At 66.7% G+C, this 16,115-nt stretch carries 15 protein-coding genes and 1 pseudogene; 8 read left to right on the top strand and 8 right to left on the bottom strand.

The window, feature by feature from the left end:
• Positions 1-1,620 carry a histidine-type phosphatase gene (locus CFB49_RS29300; RefSeq protein WP_089493067.1) on the top strand — a complete coding sequence of 540 codons (1,620 nt, stop codon included), beginning with the start codon at positions 1-3 and terminating at the stop codon, positions 1,618-1,620.
• Positions 1,621-1,709: 89 nt separating this feature from the next.
• On the opposite strand, the gene CFB49_RS29295 is transcribed toward CFB49_RS29300, so the two are convergent.
• Entirely contained in the window at positions 1,710-2,393 is a 684-nt protein-coding gene (locus CFB49_RS29295) for a YcxB family protein (protein WP_249190359.1), read from the bottom strand.
• 149 nt (positions 2,394-2,542) lie between these two features.
• On the opposite strand from CFB49_RS29295, the gene CFB49_RS29290 reads away from it, so the two are divergent.
• Positions 2,543-2,851 carry a hypothetical protein gene (locus CFB49_RS29290; protein WP_089493066.1) on the top strand — a complete coding sequence of 103 codons (309 nt, stop codon included), beginning with the start codon at positions 2,543-2,545 and terminating at the stop codon, positions 2,849-2,851.
• A 22-nt stretch (positions 2,852-2,873) separates the two neighbouring features.
• Here CFB49_RS29290 and CFB49_RS29285 read toward each other — a convergent pair whose 3' ends face one another.
• Complete coding sequence (locus CFB49_RS29285; protein WP_249190360.1) at positions 2,874-3,263, bottom strand: hypothetical protein; 390 nt, start codon at positions 3,261-3,263, stop codon at positions 2,874-2,876.
• Between the two features lie 332 nt (positions 3,264-3,595).
• Here CFB49_RS29285 and CFB49_RS29280 point away from each other — a divergent pair, with 332 nt between their 5' ends.
• Entirely contained in the window at positions 3,596-5,200 is a 1,605-nt protein-coding gene (locus tag CFB49_RS29280; protein WP_089493151.1) for an EAL domain-containing protein, read from the top strand.
• Between the two features lie 18 nt (positions 5,201-5,218).
• On the opposite strand, the gene CFB49_RS29275 is transcribed toward CFB49_RS29280, so the two are convergent.
• A complete protein-coding gene (locus CFB49_RS29275) occupies positions 5,219-5,590 on the bottom strand; it encodes an SH3 domain-containing protein (protein WP_089493150.1) in 372 nt (123 codons plus the stop codon).
• A gap of 237 nt (positions 5,591-5,827) precedes the next feature.
• Here CFB49_RS29275 and kdgT point away from each other — a divergent pair, with 237 nt between their 5' ends.
• The 5 genes and pseudogenes from kdgT (at position 5,828) to CFB49_RS29250 (ending at position 11,184) form a co-directional block, all read left to right on the top strand.
• Complete coding sequence (kdgT, locus tag CFB49_RS29270) at positions 5,828-6,847, top strand: 2-keto-3-deoxygluconate transporter (RefSeq protein ID WP_089493065.1); 1,020 nt, start codon at positions 5,828-5,830, stop codon at positions 6,845-6,847.
• 138 nt (positions 6,848-6,985) lie between these two features.
• Positions 6,986-7,282: a hypothetical protein gene (locus CFB49_RS29265; RefSeq protein WP_089493064.1), complete on the top strand. Its 297-nt coding sequence runs from the start codon at positions 6,986-6,988 to the stop codon at positions 7,280-7,282.
• Positions 7,283-7,361: 79 nt separating this feature from the next.
• On the top strand, positions 7,362-9,746 hold the full coding sequence (locus CFB49_RS29260) for a DNA polymerase II (protein ID WP_089493063.1): 2,385 nt from the start codon (positions 7,362-7,364) through the stop codon (positions 9,744-9,746).
• 58 nt (positions 9,747-9,804) lie between these two features.
• A pseudogene (locus CFB49_RS29255) lies at positions 9,805-9,954 on the top strand (DUF4148 domain-containing protein); the annotation flags it as partial.
• A 108-nt stretch (positions 9,955-10,062) separates the two neighbouring features.
• Complete coding sequence (locus CFB49_RS29250; protein ID WP_089493061.1) at positions 10,063-11,184, top strand: J domain-containing protein; 1,122 nt, start codon at positions 10,063-10,065, stop codon at positions 11,182-11,184.
• A 15-nt stretch (positions 11,185-11,199) separates the two neighbouring features.
• Here CFB49_RS29250 and CFB49_RS29245 read toward each other — a convergent pair whose 3' ends face one another.
• The 5 genes from CFB49_RS29245 to CFB49_RS29225 form a co-directional block, all read right to left on the bottom strand.
• Positions 11,200-12,105 (bottom strand): LysR family transcriptional regulator, encoded by a 906-nt coding sequence (locus tag CFB49_RS29245; RefSeq protein WP_089437431.1) that lies wholly within the window; start codon positions 12,103-12,105, stop codon positions 11,200-11,202.
• 79 nt (positions 12,106-12,184) lie between these two features.
• Positions 12,185-13,429, bottom strand: coding sequence for an acyl-CoA dehydrogenase family protein (locus tag CFB49_RS29240; protein WP_089493060.1), 1,245 nt, complete (start codon positions 13,427-13,429; stop codon positions 12,185-12,187).
• A 40-nt stretch (positions 13,430-13,469) separates the two neighbouring features.
• On the bottom strand, positions 13,470-14,228 hold the full coding sequence (locus tag CFB49_RS29235; protein WP_089493059.1) for an SDR family NAD(P)-dependent oxidoreductase: 759 nt from the start codon (positions 14,226-14,228) through the stop codon (positions 13,470-13,472).
• 7 nt (positions 14,229-14,235) lie between these two features.
• The gene (locus CFB49_RS29230; RefSeq protein ID WP_089437533.1) at positions 14,236-15,000 is read right to left on the bottom strand and encodes an SDR family oxidoreductase; all 765 of its coding nucleotides are present in this window, start codon (positions 14,998-15,000) and stop codon (positions 14,236-14,238) included.
• 79 nt (positions 15,001-15,079) lie between these two features.
• Positions 15,080-16,111, bottom strand: coding sequence for a phosphotransferase (locus CFB49_RS29225; RefSeq protein ID WP_089493058.1), 1,032 nt, complete (start codon positions 16,109-16,111; stop codon positions 15,080-15,082).
• Positions 16,112-16,115: the final 4 nt, after the last annotated feature.

Below are 16,115 nucleotides of genomic sequence, written 5' to 3'. Positions count from 1 at the left end.
ATGACACGCCCGACCCGCACCGCCGCCGCCCTCGCGATTGCCTGCCTGTTGCTCGCCGCTTGCGGCGGTGAAGATTCGACACCGCCCGCCGCGTCGGCCGACAACAACGGCACGGCGCCCGCACCGCAGCCGCAACCCACGCCGCCCCCGGCACCCGCGACCTACTACCAGACGAAGACGCCGTACCGCCCGCAGCAGGACGCCGCGACGTACGAAGCACCGCCGACCGGCTATGCGCCCGTCTATACCGAACTCGTCGCCCGTCACGGCTCGCGCGGGCTGTCGGGCTTCAAATACGACGGCGCGATCTACGCGATGCTGATCAAGGCCGAGGCCGACGGCGCGCTGACGCCGCTCGGCGTGCAGCTCAAGGCCGACACGTACGCGATGATGAAGGCCAATGCGCTGCTCGGCTATGGCGTACAAGGCATCTCGACACCCGGGTACGGCAACCTCACGCAAACCGGCATCCGCGAGCATCAGCAACTCGCCGCGCGTCTCGCGCAGCGGTTACCCGCGCTGTTCGCGACGGGCAACCGGCAGGTAGTCGTCGTCAACTCCGGCCAGGATCGCGCGGTCGACAGCTCGACGTATTTCTCGGCGGCACTGGTTGCCGCGCAGCCGGCACTGTCGCCGGCCATCACGCTGCCGGCCGCGCCGGCCGGCTATCCTGCGAGCGCACCGGTCGCGCAGCCGGCCGGCACCAACCGTTTCCTGCTGTATTTCCATTCGCTGAAGCCGGCCACCGATCTCGTGACCGACACCAGCGATCCGTACTACGCGACCTATCAGGCGAGCCAGACGTACCAGGCCTATGCAAACGACGCGACGGTGGCCGCGAAGCTGAAGGCGATCAAGGCCGCGCCGCAGGCGGCCGACGTCGCACAAACGGTGCTGTCCGCGCTCGTGTCGCCGGCCTTCATCGCGAAGCTCGGCTCCGACGGCTACACGTTCGCGAACACCGGCACCTATGCGTTCACGTCGACGGATGGCAAGTTCACCAACACGCTGAAGGGCGACGGCAAGACGAAGATCGCAACCGCCGTCGATGCGGTGAACGTGCTGTACAACCTGCTGCAGGTCGCGCCGGCGATGACCGCGGAAACCGGCGGCGTCACGATGGAGAAGTACATCGGCGCGGCGCAGGCGCAGTATCTCGCGTATCTGCAGGATGCCGAGGACTACTACCAGAAGGGCCCCGGCATCCAGGAAGCGAACCCGGCGACATACCGGATGGCGAAGGTGCTGCAGGACGATTTCTTCGGCGAAGTCGACGCGATCGCGCGCGGCGACCTGACGCACGCCGCGAAGCTGCGCTTCACGCACGCGGAGATCGTGATTCCGTTCGCGTCGATCATGAACCTGAAGAACGTGTTCGTGCCGACGCCACAGGCACGGACGTACACGTATGCGAACAACCCGTGGCGCGGCGACCAGGTGTCGCCGATGGCCGCGAACATGCAGTGGGACGTCTATCGCAACGGGTCGCGGCTCATCGTGAAGATGCTGTACAACGAGCGCGAGACGGATTTCCAGGCCGCGTGCGACGGCGCGAAGATCGCGCCGGGCAGCCACTTCTACGACTACGCGGGGTTGAAGCAGTGTTACGGGTATCAGTGATGTGATGTCCGGGGCTTTCTGACCCGAACCGCTCTTTGCAACCCGGACGGCGCAGGCCGTCCGGACTTCGTCATGCGCTCCACGGCGCGCTAGACTTTGCGCACGCCGTTCTGAAGCAGCACTCGATGCAGGAACGCCACTTGTCCGTCGTCCAGCGCGCGCTTCGGTACCACACGGAACATCACCGATGACTGATACAGCAGGATCATTTGACGATCCTCGCTCCAGTGAATGAGATCCGCATAGTGAATGTCGTCGCGCGAAGTCGGCGTTTCGACAATGAACCGGTCGCGTTGGAAAATGACCGTGTGCACCTGATGAAGCGTCCTTTGCTGATCGTAAATCTTGCGGCCTGCGCGCGGCAATATCAGATGATTCAGGACGGGCACGCCGATCGCGACGACAGCCGCGATTCCCGCGGCCATCCAGACATAGCGCCATTCTGGAAAATGTCCGCTTGCCAGCCGGAGGCCGCCGACCAGCAGGACGACGTACACGATCGTAACGATCGCAAATGACTTGAGCAGGTATTTCGCGTTGTACCTGCGCCAAAGATGCAGGCGGTATGCGTGGACGAGATCATCCGCGGTTATTTGAAAAACGGCTTCGGTATCGCTCATGAGCGGGCTCGGAACGTTCTGTGGTTCTTGTAATGGCGCTTGGCGCTTCACCGCGAGCACCGCGCTCCGGCAGGTTGGCAGTGCGCGCGCGGTGACGTGCAAACGAAGCCGCGCGATGTCGTCGGCCGATCGATGCACGGCGACAATATACATGCGTGGAACGACACCAGTGCGGCGAGCGGCCGACGCGGGCGGCCGGCGTTGCACGCGGCCGAGCAGTCTGTTCGGGCAGGTGACTCATATCTTGGCCGACGAACTCGCGGCGGCTCGCATGGTCGAACGTGCATCGCCGGAGAACCTTCATGAAACGCGCCGCCCTTGCCGCTGCCCTGACCCTGTTTGCCACCATTAGCGTGTCCGCGCCGGCATTCGCCGGTGCGTCCTCCGGCGTCGCGCCGGTTCACGCTCAGGCCTACGCGAAAAATTGCGTGCCGTCGCGGGATGCCGCGCAAGGCGCCCGTTCACCGTCCAGCGCGCCGCCGATTCGCGTCTGCGTCGGCGATTCCGACACGCAGCTGAACCTGCCGTGGTTCCTGACCGATGTCCTCACCGCCGTGGATACGCACCAGTCGCCCAGCGGCCTGCTCCACCAGATGCGCAACGATTTCTGACTCGCCGCCGGCACTGCATCGTTCACGGCTCGTCGGGGCGCGTCAGCACCTGGATGAACGTACCGACGATGCCGGCCCACATCGCGGGGTCGGCGATGCGCGCCAGCAGCACCCGCAATTCCCGTCGTTCTCCTTCCGACAACACGCCGTGCGCGCCGCGGATACTGTCGTAACGCGGCGTACCGCGCGACGTGAGCGCGCGATCGAGCGAATAGTCGCGGGCCTCCCCGTCCACCGAAATCCGGATCCACAGTGACCCGCCGTCCGCCGCGGCGGCGCCATCGGTCACCATGACCGTCGGTGCGGCATTTTCTTCCATCGCAACGCTCCGGTTTGACGCGATGGCGGCAAACTGCCGACCACGGCGCCCTATTGAAATGTTTCCTTTCGAGACACAATCCAGAAACGGCATCAATTTTTAGACAACAATATTACGTAATGGCGCGCCGCATCTTATACTTGCCGCGCACCATCCTCGTGCCAAGAGACGGTGTCTTTTGTCCCGGCTGCACGCACCGTGCGGCCGGGGCTTTTTTCGGTACGTTGCGTCGATATACATGCCGAATGCGCGCATGTTATTGAGGAATGCTGCCAGATGAATGGCTGATCGCGACTGGCCGAGCGGATGCCGTCGCGACGGTCGACTCGGCCGGCGTCCCGAAACCGGCGCGCAAGCCGCATGGTCCGAATCAGGCATGCGGCATGCACGCCGTCGGCGCACCGACTGGTTCGACTTGCCACGCCATGCGTACAACACCAAAGGCAACCGCGGGATTGCGGGCGCTCCCGCCCGGCTCGACACATCTTTTCCACCGCGGCGGCGCGTGGCCGCGCGTCGTCCTTTTCGCCGCCGTGATCATTTGCGTACTCGTGCCCGCGTTCGCGATCGTGCTGGCCGACCGCTACGCACGCGATACCGTCACCGCGCATGAGCGCGCCGTGGCCAACGACATCGTGGCTTCCGTGGACCGCATCCTGGACGGCGTGCGCCTCCGACACGCGGACGAGCTGACCGCGCTCGTCGGAAAGCCGTGTGCGACGGTGTTCCGGACGCTGGCCGAAGTGAGCACTCGCCTGCGCTATCTGCGTGCGGTCGCGCTGGTGAACGACGGCCGCGTCATGTGCTCGTCGGCGCTCGGTTCGATCGACGTGCCGCTCATCAAGTATGCGCGCGAGCCCGAACCGGGATCGATGACCGTCACGCTGCTGCGCCAGACGGCGTTCCAGCACGGCATTCCGGTGCTGTACGCGTTCCGCGCCACTGCGCGCGGCGCGGGCGTCCTGTACCTGATCGAAGGCGACTACGTGGCCGACGCGCTCGCCCTCGGCACCGCCAACGGAGCGGAAACGGCGACGCTGTCGATCGCGGGGTCGGGCCGCCTCGATCAGCACGGGAGGTTCGCGCCGGACACGGACGCAGGCCCCACGGGCGGCAGCACGATTGCGTCGCAGCGCTGGCCGTTCACGGTGTCGGTCGTCGCATCGGCGCGCTACGCGTCACAGGTCCAGCGCCACGACCGGCTGATCTGCGCGACGATCGTCCTGCTGGCCGACAGCCTCGTGATGGCCGCCTACCTGCTCGCGATGGCGCCGCGGCGGCTGTTGCTGAAGGCCGTGCGCCACGCGCTCAGACGCAACGAGTTCCATGTCGTGTACCAGCCGATCGTCGACGTGCAGACGCGCAGGACGGTCGGCGTCGAGGCGCTGCTGCGCTGGCACCATCCGAAGTGGGGGGCCATCAGCCCGGCCGTGTTCATCCCGCAGGTGGAATCGAGCACGCTGCTGCCGAAGGTCACCGAATTCGTGCTGCGCACGGCGGTGTCCGAGCTGACCGCGCTGACGCCATCCGCGCCGCTGCGCATCGCCGTGAACGTGGCGCCGCAGGATCTCGAGCGCACGCGGTTCGTGGCCATCGTCGGGGAAACGATCCGCGCGCTGCCGCCCGGCTTCACGCTGGTGCTCGAAGTCACCGAGCGCATCCTGCTCGAGAAGAACGCGCGCACCACCGAGATCTTCCAGGCGCTGCGATCCAAAGGCGCGAAGTTCGCGATCGACGATTTCGGCACGCATCACAGCAATCTCGACATGCTGTCGCGCTTCCCTTTCGACTACGTGAAGATCGATCGACAGTTCGTCTCGCAGCTGGACAGCGGCAGCGCGCAGCTGATCGAGGGGATCGCGGCCGTCGCGCATCACTACGGCATGAAGATCATCGCGGAAGGCGTGGAGACGGAAGCCCAGCATCGCGCGCTGCATGCGGTCGGGATCCAGTACGCGCAGGGATACCTGTACCAGCGGCCGCTGCGCGCAGAGAACCTGAAGCGCGATGTCGCATCGGCGCCGATGTAGCCGCGACGCCGGCGGCGACTACTGCGCGCCGTATTGACCGCCGAGGCGCACGCGACCCTGCTCGACCCATCCTTCGAAGTCGTCGCCGGTCTTGCCGTTCACGTACATGATGTTGTACCAGCGCCCGTGCGACTTGTAGACGGTCACCGAATCGCCGGGGACGATGAAGGTCCGCTTCGTCACGCACTGCGCGTCGGGCGCCGAATGGAAATACGCGCGCCCCGCGCCGATGACCGTGCCGAACGCCGGCGGCCGGAAGTTGTCGTCGGGGCCGCTCGTGGCTGCGTCGAGCTTCCCGCAATCGACCGCGCTGTTTGCGTATGCACCGTTCGCACCCAGGCTCGCGCCGAGCACCAGCATCGCGATGCCCATGCGCATCGTCATTTTCATCTTCATCGTTCGCCCTCTACGCCTTATCGTTTTTTCGGTTTGCCGGTTCGGGGCCGGCGCACGCGCAATCCTGCGCGACCGTCGTCACTTCGACTCGTCGCTACGGTGCCGACTGCTTCGGGATAATACGACTACCGTCGAAACGCATAAAAACCGGCCACCGTTCCGAATCCTGTCCTATAGTCAGTCAGCAGACATCATTCGACAACGGGACGCATCGACGTCCACGGAGGAGACGTGAAGCTGAAACAGGCTATCGACCGCATTCCGGGCGGCCTCATGCTGGTCCCGATGCTGCTGGGCGCGTGCGTGCACACGTTCGCACCGAATGCCGGGAAGTACTTCGGCTCGTTCACCAACGGCCTGATCGCGGGCACGGTGCCGATCCTCGCCGTCTGGTTCTTCTGCATGGGCGCGACGATCGACCTGCGCGCAACAGGCGTCGTGCTGCGCAAATCGGGCACGCTGCTCGCGACGAAAATCGTGGTCGCGTGGCTCGCGACGGTGATCGCCGCACGATTCATCCCCGACGACGGTATCCGCACGGGCCTGTTCGCGGGCCTGTCGCTGCTCGCGATCACGACGTCGATGGACATGACCAACGGCGGCCTCTATGCGGCCGTGATGCAGCAGTACGGCACCAAGGAGGAAGCCGGCGCGTTCGTGTTGATGTCGATCGAATCGGGCCCGCTCGTCAGCATGCTGATTCTCGGCGCGGCCGGTGTCGCGGTGTTCGAGACACGGCTTTTCGTCGGCGCGGTGCTGCCGTTCCTGATTGGCTTCACGCTCGGCAATCTCGATGTGGCACTGCGCGAATTGTTCGGGCGCTGCGTCCACCCGCTGATTCCGTTCTTCGGCTTCGCGCTCGGCAACGGCATCGATCTCAACGTGATCGCGAAGAGCGGGCTGCCGGGCATCGCGCTCGGGCTCGCGGTGATCGTCGTGACGGGTGTACCGTTGATTCTCGCCGACAAGTTCGTGGGCGGCGGCAACGGGACGGCCGGGCTGGCCGCGTCGTCGACGGCCGGCGCCGCGGTCGCGAACCCGGCGATCATCGGCGAGATGATTCCGAAGTTCAAGCCGATGGTGCCGGCGGCGACGGCGATCGTCGCGACCGCGTGCCTCGTGACGGCGATTCTCGTGCCGATTCTCACGGCGATGTGGGCGAAGCGGGCGGCCAGGGCGTCAGGGGTGCCGGTGAGGGTCGCGGCACGCGCGGGGCATGGCGGGGCGATCGAGCATGAGGGGCATGTTTGAGAGGTGCCGGCTCGGGTCCGGCCTCAGGCACCGAACAGCTTGGCATCCGCCGGCCATGACGCTGCAAACGCTCACCTTCCCATAGGCTCCGGAATCGGGCTCACGTTGCCCAAGCCGACGTTTTCCGGAGCGCTTTCCATGCCCACCGCCATCCTGCTGCGTACAAGCCATTCGCATCTCTACCCAGGCAGCATCGTGACGCTCGACCGCGATGCACCGCGCACCGCAAAGCCGCATCCCGCCGTCGTCGAATTTGCAGACGGCTCCGGCGCCCCCGCAACACTGTCCCGCGTCGGCGACGACACTCTCGAACTCGCGGTAGACGAATACGTCACGCAGAAGCGCCACGCGATCGTCGCGCGCCGGTGGTTGCTGCGGCCGATCGATGCGGCCCAGACGGGATGGCGCGTCACGCTCCGGCTTCCTGCCACCTGATGCCACCGGCCCGCCGCCGGCGCGACGCGCTTCCAGGCGCTAAAATCCGCCCCCTGGGCATCCACCACGAGCAAGCGTTTTGACGGCGTTCGAGCAGGGCTTCATCCTTACCCGCCACTGGCGGGACACCGCATCCGGCATCGAGATCGAGTTCTGGCTGGCCACCGAACACGGTCCGCGCCACGTGCGGTTGCGCCCGCAGGAAGCCGTCGCGTTCATCCCGGCCGAACAGCAGGCGCTCGCTGAACGGATGCTGGCCGACGAGCGCGAAGCCGAGTTGCGCCCACTCACACTGCGCGACTTCCGGCAGCGCCCGGTCGTCGGCCTCTATTGCAAGCGCTACCGCCATCTGTCCGGGCTCCAGAAGCGGCTCGCCGCCGCCGGTGTCGATGTCTACGAAGCCGACGTGCAGCCACCCGACCGCTACGCGATGGAGCGCTTCATTACCGCCTGCGTCCAGTTTCGCGGCCAGCCCGGCCGCGACGGCACGCTCACGGCCGGCGAGCTGAAGCCCGCAACCGGTTACCGCCCCGTGCTGCGCTGCGTGTCGCTCGACATCGAAACCAGCGTCCACGGCGAGCTGTACTCGATCGCGCTCGAAGGCTGCGGGCAGCGCCAGGTCTACATGCTCGGCCCGCCGAACGGCGACGAAAGCGGCAGCGCAAGCGCCCTGGACTTCAACCTCGACTACTGCGACAGCCGGGCCACGATGCTGGCGCGACTCAACGACTGGTTCAACGAACACGACCCCGACGCGGTGATCGGCTGGAACCTCGTGCAGTTCGACCTGCGCATCCTGCACGCGCACGCGGAGCAATACGGCGTGCCGCTGAAGCTCGGGCGCGGCGGCAGCGTGCTCGACTGGCGTGCGCACGGCCAGCAGCCCGACCACTTCTTCGCCGGCGCGGCCGGCCGGCTGATCCTCGACGGCATCGACATGCTGAAATCCGCGACGTGGACCTTCCCGTCCTTCAGCCTCGAATACGTGTCGCAATCGCTGCTCGGAGAAGGCAAGTCGATCGACAATCCGTACCAGCGAATGGACGAGATCCAGCGCCGCTTCGATCACGACAAGCCCGCGCTCGCGCGCTACAACCTGAAGGACTGCGAACTCGTCACGCGCATCTTCGACAAGGCCGACCTGCTGTCCTTCGCGCTGGAACGCGCGAGCGTCACGGGCCTCGCGGCCGATCGCACCGGCGGCTCGGTCGCGGCGTTCACGCACCTGTACCTGCCGCGCATGCACCGGCTCGGCTATGTCGCGCCGAACCTCGGCGACGTGACGGGGCAGAACAGCCCCGGCGGCTTCGTGATGGATTCGCGCCCCGGGCTGTACGACTCGGTGCTCGTGTTCGACTACAAGAGCCTCTATCCGTCGATCATCCGCACGTTCCTGATCGATCCGGTCGGCCTGATCGAAGGGCTCGCGCATCCCGGCGACGACGCGTCGGTGCCCGGTTTTCTCGGCGCGCGTTTCTCGCGCACCGCGCACTGCCTGCCCGACATCGTGCGCCGCGTGTCGGAAGGCCGCGACGAAGCGAAACGGCAGCGCAACGCGCCGCTGTCGCAGGCGCTGAAGATCATCATGAATTCGTTTTACGGCGTGCTCGGCTCGACGGGCTGCCGCTTCTTCGACCCGCGCCTCGCGTCGTCGATCACGATGCGCGGCCACGAGATCATGCACCGCACGCGCCAACTGATCGAAGATCAGGGTTACGAAGTGATTTACGGTGATACCGATTCGACGTTCGTGTGGCTCGGCAGCGCGCATGACGATGACGACGCCGGCGCCAAGGGCCGCGCGCTCGTCGAGCACGTGAACCGCTGGTGGCAAGCCCATCTGCGCGAACGGTTCGGGCTCGACAGCGCGCTGGAGCTGCAATACGAGCGGCATTACCGCCGCTTCCTGATGCCGACCGTGCGCGGCGCGGAAGAAGGCAGCAAGAAGCGGTATGCCGGCCTCGCGGCGACGGCCGACGGCGGCGAGGACCTCGTGTTCAAAGGGCTCGAAACGGTGCGCACCGACTGGACGCCGCTCGCGCAGCAATTCCAGCGGGAGTTGTACCGGCGCGTGTTCAGCCGCGAACCGTACCAGGATTTCATTCGCGACTACGTGCGGCGCACGCTGGCCGGGGAATTCGACGATCAACTCGTCTACCGCAAGCGCGTGCGCCGGCCGCTGCGCGAATACGAGCGCAACGTGCCGCCGCACGTGCGCGCGGCGCGGATCGCCGACGAGTTCAATCAGGCGCAGGGCCGGCCGCTGCAGTATCAGCGCGGCGGCTGGATCAGCTACGTGATGACGACGGCCGGCCCCGAGCCGCTGGAGACGATGCGCTCGCCGATCGACTATGCGTTCTACCTGAGCCGCCAGCTTCAGCCGGTCGCCGATGCGATCCTGCCGTTTCTGCGCGACGATTTCGAACGCGTGATCTCCGGGCAGGGGCAGTTGTTCGGCGACTGACGGACCGCACTCCAGCTTGCCCCGGTTGTGCCTGCAACCGATTTCCTTCAGGCAGCGCAACAGCTATCCGGACGACATCGTCGCCGCGCAGGAACGCCTGGCCGCGAAGCGCCTCGCCGAACAGAGGAATGCCGAAGCGGCCTACGGGCCGAACGGCTCCCCGGGCGCGGATTCCAGCGCGCCGGCCGTGCCCGCCGTGAAGCGCTGACGCGCCGCCGATCGCCGCGGGGAAGCGCCCTCATTCCGCGCCGCCCTGCAGGCATGCGGCTAAAATACGGCCTGCCGCGCGTCCCGCCGCGGCCGGAGGACACTCATCATGACCGCACGTCGCGGTGCCGCGGTCGCCATCGCACCCGGCCACGAGACAGCCAGCCTGTCGAAAGCCCAGCAAACGTTCAATACGCTCGTCGAGCAGATCGAAAAGCGGCGCGAGCGGCTCGGCGCGTGGGAAGCCGTGATGCCGGCGTTCCAGAAGAAATTCGTCGACGGGCTGTTGCCACTCGAACAGGAAGCGACGGCGCTGCGCATCCGGCTGATCCATCTGCTCGACGACGCGTTCCTGCAGAAGGGCCTGAGCAAGGCCGAGCAGCGCACGCTGTCGGACTTGATCGCCGATATGGCGGGTGATGTGCTGAACGTCAGCGACGATGCGGCGCTGAAGGTTATTTACAACCGGCATGCCGCGTCCCGCGACGGCGGCGGCGCAGCGGCTGCGCCTGAACCGACGAAGCCGGAACAGGCACGCGAGCCCGAACAGCCAGAAAATCTCGACGCTCTGTCGCCCGACGAGCTTGCCGAGCGCATGCAGGCCGAACTCGACGCCCAGTTCGAGCGCGACATGGCCGCCCACGCGGCCCGCGAGGCGCAGCGCGCGAAGCGCAAGAAAGCACCGAAGCAATCGGCCGCCCAGGCCCGGATCGAAGCCGAGCAGGCCGAATCGAACAAATCGATCCGCGAGATCTATCGCAAGCTCGCCAGCGCGCTGCATCCCGATCGCGAAACCGACCCGCAGGAACAGCAGCGCAAGACCGTGCTGATGCAGCGGGTCAACCGCGCCTACGAGAAGGGCAACCTGCTGCACCTGCTCGAACTCCAGCTGGAGATCGAACAGATCGACCGGCGTGCGATCGACGGCCTCGGAGAAGCGCGGCTCACGCGCTACAACGGCATCCTCGAGGAACAGCTGCGCGAACTCGATCAGGAGATCGTGCACGTCGAGAACGACTTCCGGCGCACGTACGGGATCGCATCGTCCACCAAGGTCGCGCCCGATACCGTGCTGCGCATGCTGGCGCGCGACATCGCCGGCACGCAGCGGAGCAACCAGGATCTGAGCGTCGCACTGCGCGAGTTCGAGGACCCGGATCAGGTCAGGCGCTGGCTGAAAGACATGAAGCGCCGGCCGGCGTCGTCTCGCTTCGACGACGATTCGTATTGAGCGGGCGCGCTCACGTCACCGCCCCTCCCCCACCCCGCCCATCAACGCCATCAACTGCTCGCGCAGCCACCGGCTGCCCTGATCCTGATCGGCGCTGCGATGCCAGTAGCAGAAGTAGTCGAGCCCCGGCATCTCGAACGGCAGTTCGAGGATGCGCGCCGGATAGCGCTGCAGCAGCCGCAGCGGCGCCGTCAGCGCGAGATCGCCGCGCATCGCGATCAGCGGCGCGACCATGTAGTGCTGCACGCGCATCTGGATGTTGCGGCGCAGCCCGAGCCGCGTCAGTTCCGCGTCGACGTGCCCGCTGCCCTTGCGGCGGCTCGACACGTGGATGTGGCCCATCGACAGGTAGTCGTCCATGGTCAGCGTGTCGCCCTTGAACGGATGATCGTCGCGGATCATGCACGCGTAGCGGTCCTGCACGAGCAGCGCCTGGTGCAGATGCGGATCGCCGATCAGCGGCGCGTCGATCGCGATGTCGACCGAGCCGTTCGCGAGCGCGGTCGCGACCTCGCGGCGGTCCATCGTGTAGCTGCGCACGTGCATGCCGGGCGCATGCGTCTGCAGCAGTTCGCCGAGCGCCGGCAGCAGCAGCGCCTCGGTCAGGTCGCTCATGCTCAGCCGGAATACGCGCTCGGACGAAGCCGGATCGAACACGTCGCCTTCGTGCGCGCTCGAATCGAGCAATTGCAGCGCCTCACGCACGCGGCCGACGATGTTCTCGGCCATCGGCGTCGGCATCATCCCGGCCGGCGTGCTGACGAACAGCGGATCGTTCAGCGTCTTGCGCAGCCGCGCCAGCGCGTTGCTGACGGCCGGCTGCGTGAGGTTCAGCACCTCGGCCGCGCGCGTCAGGTTGCGCTTGTTGTAGATCGCCTCGAATACGACGAACAGGTTCAGATCAATCTTCGAAAGGCGCATCGCCGGATCTCCTTGCCGGCATCTTAATACGGCGTGCGCCTCCCGTTCGCCCACGTCGCTCTCCCGCGCGGCGCCCCGCTCAGCCGCGCGGCGGCGGCGTCAGGTACGGCGAGGTCGAACCGGGTTCGCCGTCCTTGATCTCCATCCGCGCGATCGCCTGCAGGTGCACCTCGTCCGGGCCGTCGGCGAAGCGCAGCGCGCGGCCCCAGGTCCACAGGTCGGCCAGCGGCGTATCGGGGCTCAGCCCGGCCGCGCCGAATACCTGCATCGCGCGATCGCACACATCCGTATAGACGGTCGGCACGAGCGCCTTGATCATCGAGATCTCCTTGCGCGCGGCCTTCGCGCCGACCTTGTCGATCATCCACGCGGCCTTCAGCACCAGCAGGCGCGCCTGGTCGATCTCGATGCGCGAGCGCGCGATCCATTCGCCGACGGTGCCGTGCCGGTTCAGCGGCTTGCCGAACGCGACGCGCGACTGCGCGCGGTCGACCATCAGCTCCAGCGCCAGCTCGGCCGCGCCGATCGACCGCATGCAGTGGTGGATGCGGCCCGGCCCGAGGCGCGCCTGCGCGAGCGCGAAGCCGCTGCCTTCCTCGCCGAGCAGGTTGCGCGCCGGCACGCGCACGTTGTCGAACGTGATCTCGCAGTGCCCTTCCGGCGCGTAGTGATTGACCACCGTGATGTTGCGCACGACCGTCACGCCCGGCGTGTCGCGCGGCACGAGGATCATGCTCTGCTGCTGGTGCGATTCGGCCTCGGGATCGGTCTTGCCCATCACGATGAAGATCTTGCAGTTCGGATGCGCGGCGTTCGTGATGAACCACTTGCGGCCGTTGATCACGTACTCGTCGCCCGCGCGCTCGATGCGCGTCGTGATGTTGGTCGCATCCGACGACGCGACGTCGGGCTCCGTCATCGCGAACGCCGAGCGGATTTCGCCGCGCAGCAGCGGTAGCAGCCACTGTTCGCGCTGCTCGGGCGTCGCGAACATGTGCAGCAGCTCCATGTTGCCGGTATCCGGCGCGTTGCAGTTGAACACTTCCGACGCCCAGCTCACGCGCCCCATGATTTCGGCGAGCGGCGCGTATTCGAGGTTCGTCAGCCCCGTGCCCGGCTCGTCGTCCTTCAGGTGCGGCAGGAACAGGTTCCACAGCCCCTCCGCTTTCGCGCGCTCCTTCAGTTCCTCCATGAACGACACCGGATACTTGCCCGCGTGCACCTCTTCGTTCCACTGGCGGATGCGCGGCACGATGTGCGCATCCATGAATGCGCTCACGCGTTCGCGCAGTGCTTCCACTTTCGGGGTGTAGCCAAAGTCCATGATCGACTCCTCGAGATTTTCGTGTTTCCGTTCGTTCGGTTCAGAAGGCCGAGACACCGCCGTCGACGGCGACGGCCTGCCCGGTCAGATAAGTGTTGTCCTTCGCGCACAGCATCAGCATCGTCGCGACGATTTCGGCGGGGCAGCCGAGCCGCTTCATCGGCGAGCCCTGCGCCAGAAAATCCTGGCGCTCGCCGAGCTCGCTGTCGGTGACCATCGGCGTCGTGCTGTAGAACGGGCACACCGCGTTCACGCGGATGCCGTGGCGCGCGTATTCGAGCGCGGCCGTCTTCGTGAGCCCGACCACCGCATGTTTCGACGCCGCATACGCGGCCAGCTTCGGCGCGCCGCCGAGCCCGGCCATCGAAGCGACGTTCAGGATCACGCCTTCGCGCTGCGCGAGCATCTGGCGGATCTGGTGCTTCATCCCGAAGAACACGCCCTTCGCGTTCACAGCAAAGCTCAGGTCGAGATCGGCTTCGTCGGTGTCGATCAGCGCCTTCATCGGCGGCGCGATGCCCGCGTTGTTGATGCCGACGTCGAGCCGCCCGAAGCGCGCGACGGCTTCCTGCACCAGCGTGGCGACGTCCGTTTCGACGCGCACGTCGCAGTGCTGCGCGACGACGTCGGCGCCGGCCGCGCGCAGCGGCGCGGCGACGCGTTCGAGCGCGTCGTCGTTCAGGTCGCCGAGCGCGAGCCGCGCACCCATCGCGGCGAGCTCGCTCGCGAGCAGCGCGCCGAAGCCGCTCGCGGCGCCGGTGATCATCACGACCTGGCCGGCGTAGCTGTCGGGTTTCATCGCGCGCTCAGATCGTCAGGCCGCCGTCGACGACGATGCATTCGCCGTTCGTGTAGCTCGCCGCGTCCGACACGAGATACAGCACGGTGCCGGCCATTTCGCGCGGCTCCGCGTGACGGCGCAGCGGGATCTTCGTCATCCACGCTTCGTAGATGTCCTTGTCGGCGAACAGCGCGCCTGCGAACTTCGTCTTCGTGAGGCCCGGCAGCAGCGCGTTCACGCGGATGCCGAACGGCCCGCATTCCTTCGCGAACGCCTTCGTCATGTTGACGACGGCCGCCTTCGTGATCGAGTAGATGCCCTGCCGGTCGCCCGGTTGCAGCGCATTCACCGACGCCGTGTTGACGATCGCGCCGCCGCCGTGCGTCTTCATCAGCTTGCCGGCCTCGACCGACATGAAGAAGTAGCCGCGGATGTTCACGTCGACGGTCTTGTCGTACGCGGCGAGATCGGTATCGAGGATGTGCCCGAAATACGGGTTCGCGGCCGCGTTGTTCACGAGGATGTCGAGGCGGCCGTGCTTGCCGCGGATGTGCTCGAACGTCGCGGCGATGTCCTCCAGCCGCCCGACGTGGCACGCCAGCGCCTCGGCGCGGCCGCCCGCCGCGACGATTGCGTCCGCAACCGCCTGGCAGTCGTCGAGCTTGCGGCTCGACACGATCACGTGCGCACCTTGCTCGGCGAGCAGTTTCGCGATTTCCTCGCCGATGCCGCGGCTCGCGCCCGTCACCAATGCGATCTTGCCCGTCAGGTCGAACAGGTTCGTTGCCATGTTGCTGTGCTCCTCCATTGATTGTGTGGTCGTGCCGCCGCGTGATGGCCGTGGCGATTCGTGGCAATTCGCGGCGAGGTCAGCGATGCGCGTCGATCACGCCGACGGCCAGTTCGGCCAGCCGGCCGGCCATTTCGCCGACGCGCAGCGCCTGCTCGCTCGATGCGTTGCCCTGCAGCGCGCGCGCCTTCACGCCCTGCGCGATCGCCGCGAGCCGGAAGAAACTGAATGCGAGGTAAAAGTGCCAGTCGCGGATCGGCGCGATCCCGCGCAATTCGCAGTAGCGCGCGACGATCGCCGCTTCGTCCGGAATACCGAGTGCGGCACGATCCTGGCCCGCGAGCCCGCGCACCTGCCCGCCCGACGGCAGCCGCAGGCACATGCAGAAATACGCGAGATCGGCGAGCGGGTTGCCGAGCGTCGACAGTTCCCAGTCGAGCACGGCCTGCACGCGATAGCCGTCGCGCGCGAACATCACGTTGTCGATCCGGAAGTCGCCATGCACCAGCGCGGGCCGGCCCGTGTCCTCGGGGCACGCCTTCGGCAGCCAGTCGATCAGCGTTTCCATCGCGTCGAGGCGCCCGGTTTCGGCCGCGCGATACTGCTTCGTCCACACGCCGATCTGCCGCTCGAAGTAGTTGCCCGGGCGGCCGTAGTCGGCGAGGCCCACCGCGTCGACATCGACATCGTGCAGCGCGGCCATCGTTTGCAGCAGCGCGTCGTAGCAAGTCGCGCGATCGGCCTTCGGCAGTTCCGGCAGCGCGGGATCCCAGAAGATCCGGCCGTCCTCGAAGCTCATCACGTAGAACAGGCTGCCGATCACGTCGCGGTCCTCGCACAGGTGATACGGGTGCGCGACCGGCACCGCGGTGCCCGACAGCGCGGCGAGCACGCGGAATTCGCGGTCGACCGCGTGCGCGGATTTCAGCAGTTCGCCCGGTGGCTGGCGGCGCAGCACGTAGCGGCCGCTCTTCGCGTTCAGCAGGAAAGTCGGATTCGACTGGCCGCCGGCAAACTTCTCCGTGTCGACCGGGCCTTCGAAGCCCGGGACGTGCGTTTCCAGATAGCGCGTGAGGCGGGCTACGTCGAGTTGCTGGGAAGGGTTCGTCATCGTC

The organism is Burkholderia sp. AU17457 (genome assembly GCF_002223255.1).
Lineage (GTDB): Bacteria > Pseudomonadota > Gammaproteobacteria > Burkholderiales > Burkholderiaceae > Burkholderia > Burkholderia sola.
Note: the sequence above shows the minus strand (reverse complement) of the source record. Positions and strands in the feature narration are given on the sequence as shown.